The 18,798-nt window shown below is 47.9% G+C and carries 14 protein-coding genes, 1 tRNA gene and 1 pseudogene; 10 read left to right on the top strand and 6 right to left on the bottom strand.

Going from position 1 to position 18,798, the window contains the following annotated elements; translation table 11 throughout:
* Window positions 1–123: 123 nt before the first annotated feature.
* A pseudogene (locus M979_RS23425) lies at window positions 124–2,297 on the bottom strand (DEAD/DEAH box helicase); the annotation flags it as partial.
* Between M979_RS23425 and M979_RS20400 the strand changes: the two are divergent.
* The 4 genes from M979_RS20400 to M979_RS20390 all read left to right on the top strand — a co-directional run bounded on the left by M979_RS20400 (window position 2,197) and on the right by M979_RS20390 (window position 6,188).
* Complete coding sequence (locus tag M979_RS20400) at window positions 2,197–2,664, top strand: hypothetical protein (protein WP_167350288.1); 468 nt, start codon at window positions 2,197–2,199, stop codon at window positions 2,662–2,664. The pseudogene M979_RS23425 and the gene M979_RS20400 overlap by 101 nt on opposite strands.
* Window positions 2,664–2,909, top strand: a complete 246-nt coding sequence (locus M979_RS20395) for an ogr/Delta-like zinc finger family protein (protein WP_064556187.1) — start codon at window positions 2,664–2,666, stop codon at window positions 2,907–2,909. Before M979_RS20400 ends, M979_RS20395 begins: the two co-directional genes overlap by 1 nt.
* Window positions 2,902–3,168, top strand: coding sequence for an ogr/Delta-like zinc finger family protein (locus M979_RS24085; protein WP_074388689.1), 267 nt, complete (start codon window positions 2,902–2,904; stop codon window positions 3,166–3,168). The genes M979_RS20395 and M979_RS24085 overlap by 8 nt, the downstream gene beginning before the upstream one ends.
* A gap of 428 nt (window positions 3,169–3,596) precedes the next feature.
* Entirely contained in the window at window positions 3,597–6,188 is a 2,592-nt protein-coding gene (locus tag M979_RS20390; protein ID WP_064556186.1) for an HD domain-containing protein, read from the top strand.
* Window positions 6,189–6,233: 45 nt separating this feature from the next.
* Here M979_RS20390 and M979_RS20385 read toward each other — a convergent pair whose 3' ends face one another.
* Window positions 6,234–7,487: a tyrosine-type recombinase/integrase gene (locus M979_RS20385; protein ID WP_064556185.1), complete on the bottom strand. Its 1,254-nt coding sequence runs from the start codon at window positions 7,485–7,487 to the stop codon at window positions 6,234–6,236.
* A 163-nt stretch (window positions 7,488–7,650) separates the two neighbouring features.
* A tRNA-Leu gene (locus tag M979_RS20380) sits at window positions 7,651–7,735 on the bottom strand.
* A 272-nt stretch (window positions 7,736–8,007) separates the two neighbouring features.
* Between M979_RS20380 and M979_RS20375 the strand changes: the two genes are divergently transcribed.
* From M979_RS20375 to sstT, 5 genes are all read left to right on the top strand, one after another.
* Window positions 8,008–9,024 (top strand): HNH endonuclease, encoded by a 1,017-nt coding sequence (locus M979_RS20375; RefSeq protein ID WP_064556184.1) that lies wholly within the window; start codon window positions 8,008–8,010, stop codon window positions 9,022–9,024.
* Complete coding sequence (locus tag M979_RS20370) at window positions 9,024–9,602, top strand: class I SAM-dependent methyltransferase (RefSeq protein WP_064556183.1); 579 nt, start codon at window positions 9,024–9,026, stop codon at window positions 9,600–9,602. Before M979_RS20375 ends, M979_RS20370 begins: the two co-directional genes overlap by 1 nt.
* A gap of 72 nt (window positions 9,603–9,674) precedes the next feature.
* On the top strand, window positions 9,675–10,673 hold the full coding sequence (locus M979_RS20365) for a Gfo/Idh/MocA family protein (RefSeq protein ID WP_064556182.1): 999 nt from the start codon (window positions 9,675–9,677) through the stop codon (window positions 10,671–10,673).
* A 244-nt stretch (window positions 10,674–10,917) separates the two neighbouring features.
* The gene (locus M979_RS20360; RefSeq protein WP_034461341.1) at window positions 10,918–11,886 is read left to right on the top strand and encodes a TerC family protein; all 969 of its coding nucleotides are present in this window, start codon (window positions 10,918–10,920) and stop codon (window positions 11,884–11,886) included.
* Between the two features lie 297 nt (window positions 11,887–12,183).
* The gene (gene sstT, locus M979_RS20355; protein WP_034461340.1) at window positions 12,184–13,428 is read left to right on the top strand and encodes a serine/threonine transporter SstT; all 1,245 of its coding nucleotides are present in this window, start codon (window positions 12,184–12,186) and stop codon (window positions 13,426–13,428) included.
* A gap of 33 nt (window positions 13,429–13,461) precedes the next feature.
* Here the strand turns inward: sstT and M979_RS20350 are convergent, their stop codons facing one another.
* The 3 genes from M979_RS20350 to uxaC all read right to left on the bottom strand — a co-directional run bounded on the left by M979_RS20350 (window position 13,462) and on the right by uxaC (window position 17,011).
* Entirely contained in the window at window positions 13,462–14,007 is a 546-nt protein-coding gene (locus M979_RS20350; RefSeq protein ID WP_034461339.1) for a YgjV family protein, read from the bottom strand.
* A gap of 88 nt (window positions 14,008–14,095) precedes the next feature.
* Window positions 14,096–15,583, bottom strand: coding sequence for a UxaA family hydrolase (locus M979_RS20345; RefSeq protein WP_064556181.1), 1,488 nt, complete (start codon window positions 15,581–15,583; stop codon window positions 14,096–14,098).
* Between the two features lie 18 nt (window positions 15,584–15,601).
* On the bottom strand, window positions 15,602–17,011 hold the full coding sequence (uxaC, locus tag M979_RS20340) for a glucuronate isomerase (protein ID WP_064556180.1): 1,410 nt from the start codon (window positions 17,009–17,011) through the stop codon (window positions 15,602–15,604).
* Between the two features lie 491 nt (window positions 17,012–17,502).
* Here uxaC and M979_RS20335 point away from each other — a divergent pair, with 491 nt between their 5' ends.
* The gene (locus M979_RS20335; protein ID WP_034461373.1) at window positions 17,503–18,798 is read left to right on the top strand and encodes an MFS transporter; all 1,296 of its coding nucleotides are present in this window, start codon (window positions 17,503–17,505) and stop codon (window positions 18,796–18,798) included.

The raw sequence follows: 18,798 nt of genomic DNA, 5'->3' as shown, positions 1-18,798 counted from the left end.
TCGTGTCGATATTTCCACTCAAGACCCCGAAAGGAATCTCTTCTTCTATATAAAGGATAGAAAATGACGATTCGGCCTAACTCATACGGCACTACATATATACTGCTTCACATTCAAGGGTCACTGCTCCACACCGTGTAGGGTTGAAATCTGTGTTTGTGTTGCGCTTAAATCTTTGCGTTCCTTGAACTCAAACTGCAAAGCATTGCCATCAGAAGAGAACAGGTATTTTGCCAGCAACCCTCGCGGCGAAAAGCCAGGCTGAATCTCAAACAGATCCATATCTCCGAAGTCCAGGAAGCTATCTTTGGCGCGTGAGACGGCAACGTTCAGCATACTGCTGTCGCTGTCGATAAACCCGCCATCTTCATGTTTGGAATAAACAGGGGAAAAGATAACGATCGCCCTTTCCGCGTCCTCCTGCAGAGAGTGCACTGTGCCGACCGTTAGCGAATCTTCATCACCACTACAGTTAATACCCTGCTTACGCAATGCCATCTTGATAGCGCTGACCTGCGCCGAAAATGGCGTAACGACGCCCACCACTTTATGCAGTGGCTTGTCGTAATGACGTTCTATTTGTTCTTTGTGCGCCGCAAGCCAGGCCGCTATCGTCTCCTCTTCAAAAGCGTTATAGCGACTCCCACTGTTTGCCTGCTGACCCAGACCATTTATATGTAGATAGCCCATTACAGGAAGAAGCGTCTCCTTTTCGGTTCCCCGCTTTGGCTGTAACTTGCCGTGATAGCAGAGCGCATTACAATAGCCGATGATGTTATCAAAGCAGCGACGGTGTTCGTAAAGGTACATCCCACGGGCAAGGTCCGGATCGTACTGATAGCGCGAGCTAAACTGAGCCATTTTCATAACGCTGCCCGATGCAGCGCTTTTACCTGACTTACACATTAGCGCATAGGCATCCGTCAGCTCTTCCTGAGTACCACCGGGGAGAATGTTTTCCTCCACCATATTGCCTATATCAATGGCGGGTAAACTGTTCCAGATAGGTGCAATCTGCTCGGCGTCGCCAATCACTAGCGCTTTCTTCGCTAGTGCAAAAGAAGCTGCAGCCACTTCGGGGAGCACCTGCCCTGCTTCATCGACAATCAGCAAATCAGTGAAGTTATATAAATAGCCATCATCAAATTTCTTAGCCCCGCCAATATGTTCCCTGATGACCATATGGTGAGGCAGCATGTAACGGGTCATCACCACGCATGGAGTAAGCTTCATTCTACGTTGCCAGCGAGCCTTAATTGTTTTCGCCCCTTTAAGACCTTTTTCTTTCTATATATTGTCAATCGCCGCCATATCCATTAACCAGCCGCCTTCCCAGTAATGAGTCGCCAACAGGAATGCGGGGAAGCGGATCTGCATATCGGCAAGCTCGTCGGCTCCCGTCAGGCTCAGTTCCTCTTCACTCGCATGCCCCAGCAAATGGGTCAAGTCGTGCCAACAACGGGCAGCCTCTCTTTCGCGTTGGGAAACGTCTTGCGCAAGATCGATTTGCTGCTCATATCTGTCCTGCTCTTTATTTGCTTGCGCAATCAGGCCGTCGATAAATGCATCGATGCCTTCCGGTGCAGTCCCCTGGAACGGAATCATTCTTGTGCCAAACGTTTCGTCCAGGAAATTGTTAATCTGATAGTGCCGTTTAGTGCGAATGGCGGGGATCCAGGAGAAGAACGCATATACCAACGGCTCACCCGCACGGTATTGCTGCCAATGCTTTTTACCTGGGTTAAAAATACGATTTCATTCGCGCAGCCGAGCAGTGACGTATTTTTATCCTGAATATATTGGTCGAGATCTTCGCTAATGGAATTCCGCTCCTGGCGGATGCGGTTAAGGCTGTCCCATGCTGGTTCTATTAGCTTCAGCTGCGCTGACGGCCTGGTTAAACACTCATGCAGAAGATCCACGACGCGTTCGGGGGAGCTGCAATCTGCCAATGGAAACGCCGCCCTTGCTTTCTCTATATAGAAGACCAGCGCCTCCTCAACATATTAAAGAGACTCAACACGATTGAAAAAGTCATCCGTCTGATATTTTTTTGCGGCATCAGCCTTAAGGCCCGAAGACGGAAAGTAAGCGCCGTAGCTTTTCAGCTCAGGCAGCCAACGCCCGGCCATTACTCCAGTGCCGGTGGAAAAATCTTTACCGAACGCTTCAATGATATTGGTCACGGCCTGATTGTTGGTTGAGGTAGCAATCACTACCGGTGGCTCTGTTTTATCGAGGGCGGCTCTCGCCCATTCGGTCGCAATGTTAGAAAGAACCAGTGTGTTTTTTCCGGTTGTCGCACTGGCGGACAAGGAGCTGAGTCAGTCACTCAGTGCCCTTGATGGCATCGTGCGTGCAGTAAAATTAAAACGTATGGCGCTGTCGGCTGAACAAGCCCGTACGACGCACAATGGCCGTTTCAGCGAGTATGAAGTCGATATTGATAAAAGTGTTTATGCGGAGATCCGGGCCTACCTGGAGCCACGAGTAACGAAATACGCCTTTGATATGGCCAGTGAACCGGAGCTGTCAGTTTTCGGCCTTTCGCCTGCGCTGAGCAAATACATGGATGAGGCACTGGCCTCACCAGCGAAACGCCACGTTGCTTTTAACGAAATCAAGCTTAAGGAGAGCCAGCTTAAAGAAAAAGGAGGTCTGTGATGATGCGCTGCCCGCTGTGCAGCACCGCCGGGCATACGCGGGAAACCGCATACCTGGAGGACGGCAGCAAGGAGATGATAGTGCAGTGTCAGAACGTCTACTGTTCAGCCACTTTTGTAACGAATGAGAGCTTGTTTATGGCCGTTAATTCGATACAAAAGCCCAGAATAACTGGTCAATTGTGTTCATCGCCGGACGAGAGTGATACCGCGATTAACGCCAAGCGGGAGAGTGAAAATGGCTAAATCCACTGTGGGCTTCAAATGCCCACGCTGTCAGAGGATTTGCTACAGCAGAACCTCAAGACCGGCATCCAGTGAAACCATTGAACGTTATTACATCTGTAGGGATTCTGAATGCGGGTTTGCGTTTAAAACGTTCCATGTGTTAACCCGGTTTATTTGCAGACCTGTTCCATCCGACAGCATTGTGAAGGCACAAGAGCAGCCCATCACACGCCCTGTGCCGGAAAAAACGGTAAGCCACACCATGCGCCTTGAATAATAAAAATCGCCGTGTTTAGCTTTGTTGTACTGACGCAAAATGCGGCGTTTTATCGCATTAAAAACCCCGTATTAACTCCGTAATTTAACGTCATCCATCCCCGCAAAAAAACACAATTTTCTGATTATTTGTCTGCATTTCTGTGCATGGCTTTGCATGCAAAACCCCGTATTTTTTACACCTGACCGCCCCAGAGCTGGCGCGGCTTCGGGATAGTCAGGCACCTGCATTAAAACCCACCCATGAAGCGGGCAGGCGTGGCGGGGATAGCATTGCGCGCTACGACTTATAGTAAGGTTAGCAGTACAAAGATCTACAACAAGAGGTGACTAAGTAGATATTTCTTTCAAACCATATGAATGTATTGAAGAAAAATCACGCCGATAGTAATTTATAAAAATAATTCACTTCATATAAAAGGAACTTTCATGGCTTACACTTTTGAGAAAGCTAAACTCTGGCAATCAACCTTAGGCAAAGATGATGAAAGCGTCGAGAAATTAAGAAATAGTTTCCTTGATTTCAGGAAAAAGATTGAGGCCTTAGTCAAAAATATCGAAACTGAGTTACCAGGTTTAACTGTACATGATATATCTCATATTGATTCATTATGGGAAGTATCAGATCAAATCATTGGTGATAAAATATATTTAAACCCCATGGAAGCCTACGTGTTAGGTGGAGCATTCCTTTTACATGATGCAGCTCATGTAAGCGTTGCATATGAAGGTGGGTTTAACGCTCTTAAAGAAAAAAACGAATGGAAAGATTTAATATCGCTCAGATTTGATAATAAAGAACCTGAACAAGGCTCTGACAATGAGAAAAAAGCATTATTTGAAATAGTTCGCCAATTGCATGCAAACCAAGCCAGAAATCTTATAAAACGCGCATGGAAATCTGAAGCTTCAAACAGCTTTTATTTCTTAATTTCTGACGAAGAAATCAGAAACTACTATAGCGAATTAATTGGTGAAATAGCTGAAAGCCATCATTGGAGTTCTAAGAAAGTATATGAGACTTTTTTAGAACGAAAGATAAATGCACCTGCATTCTTTAACGTTAACTCATGGGAAGTGGATGCATTAAAAATAGCATTCATATTACGAACTGCTGATGCTGCACATATAGATTCCCGCCGAGCACCAACATATGCGTATAACTACCTTTCCCCTCAAGGAATATCGAAAGAACACTGGCATTTTCAAAATAAACTAGGAAGGGCAACCTTAATAGACAACCATTTATTAAGAATATCATCAGGATCATCATTTTCTAATGAAGAAAGAAATGCTTGGTGGTTGGCATTTGATACTGCAAAAATGATAAACAAAGAACTCCAAGATGCTTATAATTATCTCTTCGAAGCAGGCAGGGAACCATTTGAGGCTAGAAAAGTTTTAGCCGTAGACTCTCCAGTAAATTTCTCAAAATATGTTAAGGCTGAAGGATGGGAACCCGAAGACATATCAATCCATGTCAGTAACTTACCGAGATTAATTTCAACCCTTGGAGGCAAGGCCTTATACGGCGAAAACAATGATGTTGGATTAAGAGAATTAATTCAAAATGGGTTGGATGCAATTATAGCAGCACGAAAACTTGGATACCTTGAAAACAATGAAGGTGCAATTAACTTAAACTTGGAAAAAATTGAAAATGACAATTGGATTATAAGCATTACGGACAATGGCCTTGGAATGAGTAGGTATGTGCTGTCTGACATACTTCTAGATTTCGGAAAATCATTATGGTGCAGTGATGATGTCAGATACGAACACCCAACATTGGCTCAAACCGGTTTTAGTTCAATCGGGCAATTTGGAATAGGATTTTATTCGGTTTTCATGTTATCGAATGAAGTTAATATTGTAACTAATCGCTATAAATCTAAAACAGATGAGCACAGCACTCACTGGAAACTAACATTCCAAAATGGGCTTACTGAAAGACCATTTATCTCTCGTCCAAAAGAAATCGAACAATTAAAAAAACACGGCACAAGAATCTCATTCAAAGTAAAAGACGAGGTTTTACAAAAATTATTAACAATTCCAAAAGAAGAAAAATCACCATATATTCTTAACATTTTAACACAGACATCAACAGTCTTTGGCAACAAAGAAAATCAGCCTCAAAAATCTATTTTTGATGATTTCTCCAACCTTATAAAATGGATTTTCCCTGCATGTGAAATTGACATCAACTTAACCTACAACAACATCACAAAAAAAATAATAACCGCAAATGATTGGACTGACATACCTGATGAAGAATTAATTTCCAGGCTGCAAAAAAAGAAGGAAAATAAAAAACTATATTCATTAAAATGTCAAGGAGATGTGGTCGGCCGTTTGAGAATCACTGACAACTACTATTACTTGTATGAATCACTTTTTGCGGTAGTGTCTTACAAAGGGGCTAGAGCTGGCCAACTATTCGGTTTTCAAGGCATATGTAAATCGTTATCAAACAATGAAAAAGCTGAAAGAAATGATGCAATTCCTGATTATCCAGTTGAATGCTGGAAAAACTGGGCATTAGACATTACAAAATCCGAACCTTTTCTTTCAGTCTCGCATCAAGTTCGTTTACATGCACTCATACCTCAGGAAGATTTAAATATCTGGCATATTGGTCGTGAACGTTGTTTTCTTTCCCAAATTAAAGAGTTATTGAATAGCCTCGATGAAATTTTAGTTTTGAATGGTTCAATTGATTATGAAGAAGATGATGACATTATGCCTTCAGAATTTGAGAGGGCATTGATAATTAATAATAATGTTATTTTAATTCCAATGAAACAACTCCAACGTTCACATGCCAATGGAATAACTCTAGATGAAATACTAGGCAAAATGGGAATTTCTAGCATTAAATATACTGAACGTCTAGAAAAAACCATCTCGGAAGTATGGGGTGACTTTATTGAAGAGGATGATGAAGATAGAGTCATTGGTCATGTAAATGGAAAAGAGATAATACGAAACACATGCATTTATAAAAGGAATAATAGTTAAAAACATAACAGGCCATTATTCATTAATGGCCTGTTCAATATTGAGTTATTTCTTCGCGAAATCATATGGCGCCACTCCGCTTATTCTATTTGCATCCAAATAGTCAGCCCACCACTGCACCATCAATTTACGCTCATCCAAATGCTCAGAAGTATGGATATAAGCTGCACGCACATTATTTCGTTCTGAGTGGCTCAACTGGCGTTCTATCGCGTCATCACTCCACAAACCTGACTCACCCAAAGCACCACGCGCCATTGTTCTGAAACCATGCCCACACACTTCCGTTTGAGTGTCATAGCCCATAGTCCTTAGCGCATTATTAACCGTGTTTTCACTCATAACTTTGTTTGGATCGTGGTCACCGGGAAACAGCCTCGGATTATCCCCACTGAGCTGCTTCAACTCATCCAACAAAGTTAAAGCCTGAGTGCTTAACGGGACGATATGTTCCTCTTTCATCTTCATCCCACGATAGGAGTAACGCACACCTTTAATTTCTTCACGCTGCGCCGGTATCCGCCAGCAAGCGTTATCAAAATCAAACTCATCCCATCGAGCAAATCGCATCTCACTGGAGCGAACAAAGGTAAGTAGAGATAACTCGACTGCAATACGCGTCATTTTGCGGCCACGATAGGCAGCAAGACGGGCAAGGAACTCAGGGAATCGACTTGAATGTAAGGCGGGATAATGACGAGCTTTGGCTGAAGTTAATGCTCCAGCCATATCGCTGGCAGGATTAGAATCAATGTAATCGTTCTGAACGGCATAACGCATGATGGCCGTAACACGTTGTTGCAGCCGCTGCGCTACATCGTGTTTTCCACTAGCGTCCACAATTTTGATCGGCGCTAGAAGGTTACTGGTTTTGAGCTTACGAATATCAGCGGAGCCAATTTGAGGGAAGAGATAAAGTTCCAGATAGCGAAGCACACGCGAACTATGATATTCGCCCCACCGCTTATTACTTGCATGCCATTCGCGTGCAATGGTTTCAAAGGAATAGGCACCGGAGGTTTCAGCTTGGGCTTCTTTCTGCTCGGCTTTTGGATCTATTCCCTGAACGAGTAACTTTTTAGCTTCATCACGTTTTGCTCTTGCCTCGGCAAGAGTGACAGTCGGCCAGACACCGAACGCTAATCTGTCTTCTTTCTTATCCACTGGTCGCCGATACTTCATGCGCCAGTATTTAGATCCTTTGCTCGTAACCTCAAGATACAAACCGCCACCATCGGCCATTTTGTAGGATTTCTCTTTTGGTTTGGCTGTTTCGACTTGGCGGGCGTTGAGCTTCATTTTGGGGGCACATTTTCAATCGAAGTGAAGATGCCCCCAATTATGCCCCCACCAATGTCCGGATTGCAACGGATGTGCTCGGACGAATTGGGACCAAAAAAAAAGCCTTTCGGCTTTTTTTTAGTAACTTACGGACTGTTACGGACGTTCTCGAACATTCAAATGGTGCCGAAGGCCGGACTCGAACCGGCACGTCTTTCAACGGTTGATTTTGAATCAACTGCGTCTACCGATTTCGCCACTTCGGCACGAAGAGGTATGCGGAAAACGTTGGGGATTATACCTGTCACAGACTGCCTTGCAAGCCCCATTCTACCTTTTACGTTCTAAGTGCTGAAAAAACAAACGCATCCTCAGTTTATTACCCTTCTCTGCCGTTTCCCCGCCGTATCCGCTTCACAGATTCACTAAATCTATCCTTCCTCGGTTTACATCACCTTTCATTTGTTATGTGATCACGTTACAGGTTTCATTAACCCAGCTCTCTTCTGCATGACCAAACCGTAACCGGGAAACGTGAATGGATTTTTATCAGGCTGACCCCACGCTTGAGAATTATTGGCGCGGCGTGATCCTTTTTGGAAGAAACGTCGCATCTTACAAATTTGCTCTCGCACATGCTTTGTATGAAGTGGACAAATCAGGTAGTGATCTGGTCACACTTGAAGATCTGGCCGTTCCGTTTAGTCGGCATCTTTGCGAGCATCTTTTACATGCCCCAAAGCAAATCACGTCCCGGGGTAGTCAGTATCTGAAAGCCTGCGTGCAGTTTAACAATGGTGAGATATCGCAGGATAAATTGACAGAAACCACGGTGCGTCTCGGGTTCAACAATGTGATTGATGCCTTCCATAATGTTAACCAAGGCGAGATAGAGAAGCGCTTTTTCCTTGATGAACGAAAAACGCATAAGGGGATTCGGCTTACCGATAACTTTTACCAGTTGAGCGAACGGCAGCAATATCAGAATCTGGCCTTTGAGACCAAAGCGCGCTGGAATCTGGTCGAGCAGGCCTGGGCGATGGGCGTTTCCCGGAATCTTGTTGCGGTTGAGTTCGATGAACATAATAAGCTGCTGTTTAGCCGCGTTAATGAACGCCGAGTCGATATCACCAGTTGTCGGGATAGTCTGAATGGTTACCAGAAGGGCCGTTGTTTTTACTGTTTTAAACCCATCAGTCTGATACCCGGTGACGCCGAACTGGCTGACGTTGATCACTTTATTCCGTGGTCTGCGCGTGAAGAGGTAAACAATATCAATGGCGTGTGGAATTTGGTGCTGGCGTGTAAATGCTGCAACCGTGGCGTTGAGGGTAAATCCTCGCATCTGCCAAGCCGCAAACTATTGCAGCGGCTTCATGTCCGCAACGAGTACTTTATTCAAAGCAAACTGCCACTACATGAAACCATTGTGAATCAGACGGGTAACCAGACAACTCAACGCAAACACTTCCTTGAAAAGAACTGGCAAGCTGCGAAAAACAACAGGCTTTTCCATACCTGGGAACCGAAAGCCGAAGGTGAGGCAACATTCTGATGACGCTTAATTATTACCAAAACAACGCGCAGAACTTTTTCGATGGCACGGTAAATGTCGATATGAGCGCGCTGTATGAAACTTTTACCTTTCATTTACCGCAAGGTGCAAAGATATTAGACGCTGGATGCGGTTCAGGTCGTGACGCTAAAGCGTTCCATGAAATGGGTTATCAAGTTGAAGCGTTCGATGCCTCATCAGAAATGGTGGCGTTAGCAATCCAGCACTCTGGTTTATCTGTTCAGCAGATGACATTCGCAGATGTGGATGCAAAAGAAAAATATGACGGCATCTGGTGCTGTGCTTCCCTTCTTCACGTTCCCGCGCAGGAATTACCAACGGTAATGCAGAACCTGACAACCGCCCTCAAACCTGATGGCATCTGGTACGTGTCATTTAAGTATGGCGACGGCGAGCGTGAAAAGGATGGGCGTAAATTTACGGATATGAACGAAGCAAGTTTCCTGGCTTTACTGGAAACCACGCCAGAAGTGGAAATTGAATCGCTGTGGACGACGCAAGACAAGCGTCCCGAGCGTGACGAGATATGGCTAAATGCACTTCTCAGAAAACGCTAGCCCAACACTGGTTTTCCCCACACATCATGATAGTCTTTCAAAGATAATCCCCTTCGGAGATAGCACCCGTTTATGATACGCCTCGCTGTTATTGGAACTAACTGGATCACCCGTCAGTTCGTCGATGCTGCCCACGAAAGTGGCAAATATAAACTCACCGCGGTCTACTCCCGCTCGCTGGAACAGGCACAAAGTTTTGCCAGTGACTATCCGGTGGAACATCTTTTTACCGACCTGGATGCTATGGCGAAGAGCGACGCCATTGATGCGGTTTACATCGCCAGCCCGAATTCTCTGCACTCCCCGCAAACGTTGTTGTTTCTCAGCCATAAAAAGCATGTGATTTGCGAGAAGCCGCTGGCGTCTAATTTGCGTGAAGTGGAAGCGGCGATTGCCTGCGCGCGTGAAAACCAGGTGGTGTTGTTCGAAGCGTTTAAAACCGCCAGCCTGCCAAACTTTATCGCGCTGCAACAAGCGCTGCCGAAAGTGGGCAAGATTCGCAAAGTGCTGCTCAACTATTGTCAGTACTCTTCGCGCTATCAGCGCTATCTCGATGGCGAGAACCCTAACACCTTTAATCCGGCGTTCTCCAACGGCTCGATTATGGATATCGGTTTTTATACGCTGGCCTCGGCGGTTGCGCTGTGGGGCGAACCGTATTCGGTTCAAGCAACCGCCAGCTTGCTGGAAAGTGGTGTCGATGCACACGGTTCGGTGCAGATGAATTACGGCGATTTTGACGTGAATCTACTGCACTCAAAAGTGAGCGACTCAACTATCCCAAGCGAGATTCAGGGCGAAGCCGGTTCTTTGGTGATAGAGAAAATCTCTGAATGCCAGCGCATCACCTTTATTCCACGCGGCGGCAAACCGCAGGATCTGACACTGCCACAGCATATTAATACTATGCTTTATGAAGCCGAAGTCTTTGCTCGTCTGGTCAATGACAACGAAGTGAATCATCCAGGTCTGGTTACATCACGTTCTACTGCGGCATTGAGTACCGAGATCCGCGCACAAACCGGCGTGAAATTCCCAGCGGATGATGTCTCTGTACAGCTACCGGCGTAAAGGTGTGTAAAATCGGGGTAGCAGCATGTTGACGGATTGTAGCATTCGTAATATTTTGTTACCCGCAAAGGGGAGTAACTTCATTGTCGGTTAATCGTCATTACGGTGTGAAAGCACCCGGTTACCGAGCAACGTTTAAAACGTTGTAAGTGAGACCTTGCCGGAAGGCGAGATCCCTGTTGCAAGCATTAGCGGCTGGCGTCTTCCGACGTTGGCCGTTTTTGTTTTTATAGGAATAATTTTTATGAATAGTGTCGGCACTCCATTACTGTGGGGCGGTTTTGCCGTCGTAGTCGTCATCATGCTGGCTATCGACCTCCTTCTTCAGGGACGTAAAGGCTCGCACACCATGTCCATGAAGCAGGCGGCCGTCTGGTCCCTGGTCTGGGTTTCGCTTTCGCTGCTGTTTAACGCAGCATTCTGGTGGTATCTCACCGGGACATCTGGCCGTGAAGTGGCAGACACACAAGCTCTCGCCTTCCTCACCGGTTATCTGATTGAAAAAGCGCTGGCGGTGGATAACGTCTTCGTCTGGCTGATGCTGTTCAGCTACTTTGCTGTTCCTGCTGCATTGCAGCGCCGCGTGCTGGTCTACGGCGTGCTGGGTGCGATTGTGCTGCGTACCATTATGATCTTCGCGGGTAGCTGGCTGATTTCCCAGTTCGAATGGCTGCTGTATGTGTTCGGCGCGTTCTTGCTGTTCACCGGTATCAAAATGGCGCTGGCGAAAGAAGATGAAGGCGGCATTGGCGATAAACCGCTGGTGCGTTGGATTCGCAGCCACCTGCGTATGACGGATAAAATTGAAGGTGAGCACTTCTTTATTCGTAAGAACGGTATTTTGTTCGCAACGCCATTGCTGCTGGTGCTGATTCTGGTTGAACTAAGCGACGTGATTTTCGCGGTCGACAGTATTCCGGCAATCTTCGCGGTAACGACTGACCCGTTCATCGTGCTGACATCTAACCTGTTCGCAATCCTCGGCTTGCGTGCGATGTACTTCTTGCTGGCAGGCGTGGCTGAGCGCTTCTCCATGCTGAAATACGGCCTGTCGATTATCCTGGTGTTCATCGGCGTGAAGATGATGATTGTCGATTTCTATCACATTCCAATCGCGATTTCGCTTGGTGTGGTGGGCGGTATTCTGGCGTTAACATTAATCATCAACGCTATCGTGAATTACCGTAACGACCAGAAGAAACTCGCGAAGTAATATCTCGTCGGATGACACTCCGTTTATCCGACCTACGATAAAGCATCGTTGACCCCGCCTATGGCGGGGTTTTTCTTTTTATAGCATCTGCCGTGAGAAATGTTGCTAATGTCACGGATTTGTTAATTATTGGTTATAAAACCTGGCCTGCGTCGAAATAATCAGTGATTACTACTTACTACCCTGCGACATTTCCTTATACTCGACCAGGCAAACACATTTCTTTACATCCGGTCAGAAAAGTACCTCAGAGTACCGACACAGGATGGGACGACATACAACACAGGAAGGTTATTCATGGCTACGCAATCTCCGGGTATTCTTAAACGCCTGGCACAAGGCAGTCTGGTAAAACAGATTCTCGTCGGTCTGGTGCTGGGTATCGCACTGGCGGCAATTTCAAAACCTGCGGCTATTGCTGTTGGGTTGCTCGGAACACTGTTCGTCGGCGCACTGAAGGCCGTCGCCCCGGTGCTGGTTCTGATGCTGGTGATGGCGTCAATCGCCAACCATAAGCACGGCCAGAAAACCAGTATTCGCCCGATTCTGGTGCTCTATCTTCTGGGAACTTTCACCGCCGCGTTAACCGCTGTAGTGGTCAGTTTCCTGTTCCCCTCCACACTACATCTGGTCACTGGCGCGACTGATATCACGCCACCATCAGGCATTGTGGAAGTGCTGCGCGGCCTGTTGTTGAGTATGGTTTCCAACCCGATTCACGCACTGCTGGAAGCGAACTACATCGGGATTCTGGTGTGGGCTGTGGGTCTGGGCTTTGCTCTGCGCCACGGGAATGAAAGCACTAAAAACCTGATTAACGACGTTTCCGATGCGGTGACCTTCATCGTTCGTGTGGTGATTCGCTTCGCCCCAATCGGCATCTTCGGCCTGGTAGCATCAACACTTGCAACGACGGGCTTCGAAACGCTTTGGAGCTATGCGCAACTGCTGCTGGTACTGGTTGGCTGTATGTTCGGCGTGGCGCTGGTTATCAACCCACTGCTGGTATTCATCAAAATTCGTCGCAACCCGTACCCACTGGTTTTCGCTTGCCTGCGTGAGAGTGGCGTAACTGCCTTCTTCACCCGCAGCTCTGCGGCCAACATTCCCGTGAACATGGCGCTGTGCGAGAAGCTGAATCTGGACCGTGACACTTACTCAGTATCTATCCCGTTAGGCGCTACCATCAACATGGCGGGTGCGGCAATCACTATTACCGTACTGACGCTGGCGGCAGTCAATACTCTGGGCGTGCCGGTGGACTTGCCAACTGCGCTGCTATTGAGCGTGGTGGCTTCATTGTGTGCTTGCGGGGCTTCTGGTGTGGCGGGTGGTTCTTTACTGCTTATTCCACTGGCATGCGGCATGTTCGGTATTCCGAATGAGATTGCCATGCAGGTGGTTGCTGTCGGCTTTATCATCGGCGTGTTGCAGGATTCTTGCGAAACCGCGCTGAATTCTTCTACCGACGTGCTGTTTACCGCAGCGGCTTGCCAGGCTGAGGATGCACGTCTGGCAGACAATAATCCGTTACGCGGTTAATGCTCAAAGCTCCCTGCCCTTGGTGGCGGGGAGTTATCCCTCTTGTTGCTGCACCTCTTTTTCGACCTTAAACGGGTCAATTCCCCGCCTTTGCATGCGCCAGAAGCGAATGATGTTCAGGCCGTTCATAACCAAAAAACTCCCTTCGATTAACGTCCCGCCAATCGACCCTAGCCAGAAGTTATGCGTTACCCAGCAAGCGGTAGAGCACCACATCACACAGCGCGTGGTCAGCCCTTTGCAGCGGAATAATGCCCAGGTACTGGCGACAGTTCCGGCAATCGGCAGTAATTCCATCGCGTGATTAAACTTCGCAAGACCCAAGCCCAATGTCAGCGCGATAAAAATCCCCATCACCCACAGACTGCGAGTGCGCAGGGAAATTACGGTTCGGATCGCGTTAAGCTCCGCACTCATGCCCGCGGGACTTGCACCCATCAGGAAGAAATGAATACCGATGATGGCGCTGTAAGCCGCCAGTTGTAACTTGAAGCGCCGTTCATCGCGGTTAATGAACGTGGTAATGCCAACCACAAAGGCGAGAACGCCGACGCCCTGGGCAACCCAATACGCGGTCATGACAAATCCTTGTGAGTTAAAATGAGGCGAAAAAAAACGGCATTTCGAATATCAAAATGCCGTTTCATGGTAGCACCTGCGACGCTACTTACAACGTGACACCACTTTTAAAGATGGCCAACTCGCGGAAATCATTACGCTCGTTGCAGGTTTTCTTGCCGTTAGCGATATCAACAATGGTGTCGATAAACTCTGTCAGCAGTGTATTCATGTCGCTGCCGTGCAGCAGTTTGCCTGCGTCAAAATCAATCCAGTGTGGCTTTTTGGTGGCCAGTTCACTGTTGGTTGCGATTTTAACTGTCGGTACAAAACCGCCGTATGGTGTGCCACGACCGGTGCTGAACAGCACCATATGGCAACCTGCTCCAGCCAATGCACTGGTGGCAACCGCATCGTTACCCGGCGCACTTAACAGGTTCAGGCCAGGCGTTTTCAGACGCTCGCCATAACGCAGGACATCGACAACCTCGCTCTCACCGGCTTTTTGCGTACAGCCGAGGGATTTTTCTTCGAGCGTGGTGATACCGCCAGCTTTATTCCCTGGTGATGGGTTTTCGTAGATCGGCTGGTTGTGTTCGATGAAGTATTGTTTGAAGTCGTTCACCATGGTGACGGTTTTTTCAAACGTCGCTTCGTCGCGGCAGTGGCTCATCAGAATACGTTCAGCACCAAACATTTCCGGGACTTCCGTCAGCACAGTCGTGCCGCCGTTTGCCACCATATAATCGGAGAAACGACCCAGCATTGGGTTAGCCGTAATACCGGATAAACCGTCAGAACCGCCGCACTCAAGGCCGAATTTCAGTTCGCTAATTTTACCTGGTTCACGTTTGTCATGACGCATCACTTCGTACAGCTCTTGCAGTTGCTCAAGCCCGGCTTCAACTTCGTCGTCTTGCTGTTGGCAAACCATGAAGTGAACACGAGATGCATCATATTCACCCAACGTTTCGCGGAAGGCGCTCACCTGGTTGTTTTCGCAACCCAGGCCAATCACCAGTACCGCACCCGCATTTGGGTGGTGCACCATGTTTTGCAGCATGGTGCGAGTGTTGACGTGGTCTTCACCCAACTGTGAACAACCGAACGGATGGCTGAACAGGAACACACCGTCGATATCTTCGGCATCGTTGTTCTGTTTCAGGAAACGATTCTGGATCTGACGTGCGATGCCGTTTACACAGCCCACGGTTGGCAGAATCCACAGCTCGTTACGTACGCCTACTGAGCCGTTTGCACGACGGTAAACGCTCACATCGCGGTCTGCAGCCTGGCTTGCCAGAGACTGGAAATCAGGTTGATAGCTATACTCATCCAAATCGTTCAGATTAGTACGCGCATTGTGTGAGTGAATGTGCTCACCGGCTTCAATCGTCGCCAAAGCATGGCCAATTGGTAAACCGTATTTAACGACGTTCTCACCTTGCGCAATGGTAACCAGCGCAAATTTATGGCCACGAAGCACCGGCTGGCGCAGAGTAACCTCTACACCTTCAACGGTAACCACTTCACCTTCAGCCAGGTCCACTAACGCAACAGCGACGTTATCTTGCGTATGGATCTTAATGTATTGCATATCAACCTCAGAGCCTGATTAGTTCAGTTCAATGCCAAAGTAGTCTCGGGCGTTGTTAAAGCAGATGTTTTCCACCATTTGGCCCAACAGCTTGATATCAGCTGGAGCTTCGCCCGCTTCAACCCAACGGCCAATCATCTGGCACAGGATGCGACGGAAGTATTCGTGGCGGGTGTATGACAGGAAGCTACGGCTGTCAGTCAGCATGCCAACGAAACGGCTCAGAAGACCCAGTTGCGCCAGCTGCGTCATTTGACGCTCCATGCCATCTTTCTGGTCGTTGAACCACCAACCGGAACCAAACTGCATTTTTCCTGGCATACCTTCGCCCTGGAAGTTGCCAATCATGGTACCCAGCACTTCGTTATCGCGTGGGTTCAGGCAATACAGAATAGTTTTTGGCAGTTCGTTGTTTTCGTTTTGCTTGCTGAGCAGGCGAGAAAGTTCTTCCGCCATTGGACGGTCGTTGATGGAGTCAAAGCCCACATCTGGTCCCAGCAGTTTGAACTGACGCAGGTTGTTGTTACGCAGCGCACCGATGTGGTACTGCTGAACCCAACCGCGACGGGTGTATTCCGCAGCCAGCCAAACCAGAACCGCAGTTTTGAACTGTGCAACTTCGTGCTCACTCGGAGTTTCGCCGGAGAGACGACGCGCCAGGATGCCATCCAGAGTCGCTTCGTCTGCTTCTGCAAACAGAACAACGTCCAGTGCGTGGTCAGATACTTTACAACCATGTTCTGCGAAGTGATCCAGACGCTTGCTCAGTGCAGTTTGCAGATCGCTGAAACGGCGAATGTCGGTATCAGACACTTCAGCCAGCTTGCCCATGTACTCAGCAAAGGTAGCTTGTTCAATGTTGAACGCTTTATCCGGGCGCCAGCTTGGCAGCACTTTGGTTTCGAACGCATCGAGTGCGATTTGGCGATGGAAACGCAGATCGTCAATTGGGTCATCAGTCGTACCGACCATTTTCACGTTCATCTGCTTCATGATGCCGCGCGCAGAGAAGTTGTCCTGAGTCAGTAACTCGTTACATTCGTTCCAGATTTCATCAGCTGTTGTTGGTGATAACAGTTTGCCAGTGATGCCGAATGGACGACGCAGTTCGAGGTGAGTCCAGTGATACAGCGGGTTACCGATAGTGTGCGGAACAGTTGCAGCCCAGGCATCAAATTTCTCGCGGTCAGATGCATCGCCAGTACACAGACGCTCTTCCACACCGTTTGCACGCATGCCACGCCACTTGTAGTGATCACCTTTTAACCAGATGTCATACAGGTTTTTGAAACGGTAGTCTTCAGCTACTTGCTGTGGTGGTAAGTGGCAGTGATAGTCGAAAATAGGCTGATCGGCTGCAAACTCATGATACAAGCGGCGTGCAAATTCGGTATCCAGGAGAAAATCTTCAGTCATAAACTGGGTCATTGTAGGGTTCCTCTGTTCATAGCAGTTCGATGCTTGCGCATAATGCAAATAAAGTTATCACACCAATTTCTGGAGACCGAGTGGATTTTTGTGGTATCCGTCACAAAAACCACACTTTTATTGTTAATATTGTGTTTAAAACCAAGCCGCATCCCGCGCCAGTTCTGGCCTGAAAGCCCCTACCCCCTAAGAGGGAGCCGATCGACACTTTTGTGATATCACTCAACTTTTGAAGCTGTATGACAAGTTATCTTTCTGCCGTCGCAATACAGTCGTAATGGAATTACTTCAGACGCTGATATCAATAACAGCGCATCGCGGTACGGAAACCGGAATTGCCACAGGCAGTTTTTTTAAATATGGCAAGGTACGGGTCGTACCGGGTGATACCCCCGGATATGAACCCCTTTATAGATCAAACGCTCTGGCAGCAGTGCCGGACGTACGACCGCATGATATGCGGTTGTTTATAAGACGGGATGACATTCGAAATGCGAAAGATTCAAGGCTTGCGCTGGTACATGATAGCCCTGGTAACCATGGGTACAATTCTGGGTTACCTGACACGTAACACTATTGCTGCAGCAGCGCCAACATTGATGGAAGAGTTGCATATTTCCACTCAGCAATATTCCTACATCATCGCGGCTTACTCAGCTTGCTACACCATCATGCAGCCTGTTGCAGGTTACGTGCTTGATGTACTGGGTACGAAAGTGGGCTACGCATTCTTCGCTGTCGCATGGGCAATTTTCTGTGGTGCAACGGCACTGGCAGGAAGCTGGGGTGGCCTGGCTATCGCTCGTGGTGCAGTTGGTGCAGCTGAAGCGGCTATGATTCCAGCTGGTCTGAAAGCCAGTAGTGAATGGTTCCCGGCTAAAGAGCGTTCAATCGCCGTTGGCTACTTCAACGTGGGTTCTTCTATCGGCGGCATGATTGCCCCCCCATTAGTGGTATGGGCGATTGTGATGCACAGCTGGCAGATGGCTTTCATCATCTCCGGTGTGCTGAGCTTTGCATGGGCAATGGCATGGTTGGTTTTCTACAAACACCCACGCGATCAGAAACGTCTTTCTGAACAAGAACGCGAATACATCATCGGTGGGCAGGAAGCGCATCACCAGACTAACAACAGCAAAAAAATGAGCGCCTGGAAAATCCTGCAGAACCGTCAATTCTGGGGTATTGCTCTGCCGCGTTTCCTTGCTGAGCCAGCCTGGGGTACTTTCAACGCCTGGATCCCATTGTTCATGTTTAAAGTCTACGGCTTTGACCTGAAACACATTGCGATGTTTGCCTGGCTGCCAATGCTGTTTGCTGACCTGGGTTGTATCGTTGGCGGCTACCTGCCACCAATCTTCCAACGCGTATTCGGTGTTAACCTGATTGTCTCTCGTAAACTGGTTGTGACCATGGGTGCGATTCTGATGATTGCTCCAGGTACAATCGGCCTGTTCACTAGCCCATATGTTGCAATCGCTCTGCTGTGTGTTGGCGGCTTTGCTCACCAGTCACTGTCTGGCGCACTGATCACTCTGTCTTCTGACGTGTTCGGTCGTAACGAAGTGGCAACGGCAAACGGCCTGACCGGTATGGCAGCTTGGACTGCGAGCACCATGTTTGCTCTGGTTGTAGGCGCACTGGCTGATACCCTTGGCTTTAGCCCACTGTTTGCTGCATTGGCAGTGTTCGATATCCTCGGCGCTATCGTTATCTGGACCGTGCTACAAAACAAACCAATCAGTGAGTTGAACGACTCGCAAAAACCGAAGCAAGCAATAGCATAA

This window comes from Buttiauxella noackiae ATCC 51607, from assembly GCF_001654865.1.
GTDB lineage: Bacteria > Pseudomonadota > Gammaproteobacteria > Enterobacterales > Enterobacteriaceae > Buttiauxella > Buttiauxella noackiae.
This window is presented reverse-complemented; position numbering and strand designations above follow the sequence as displayed.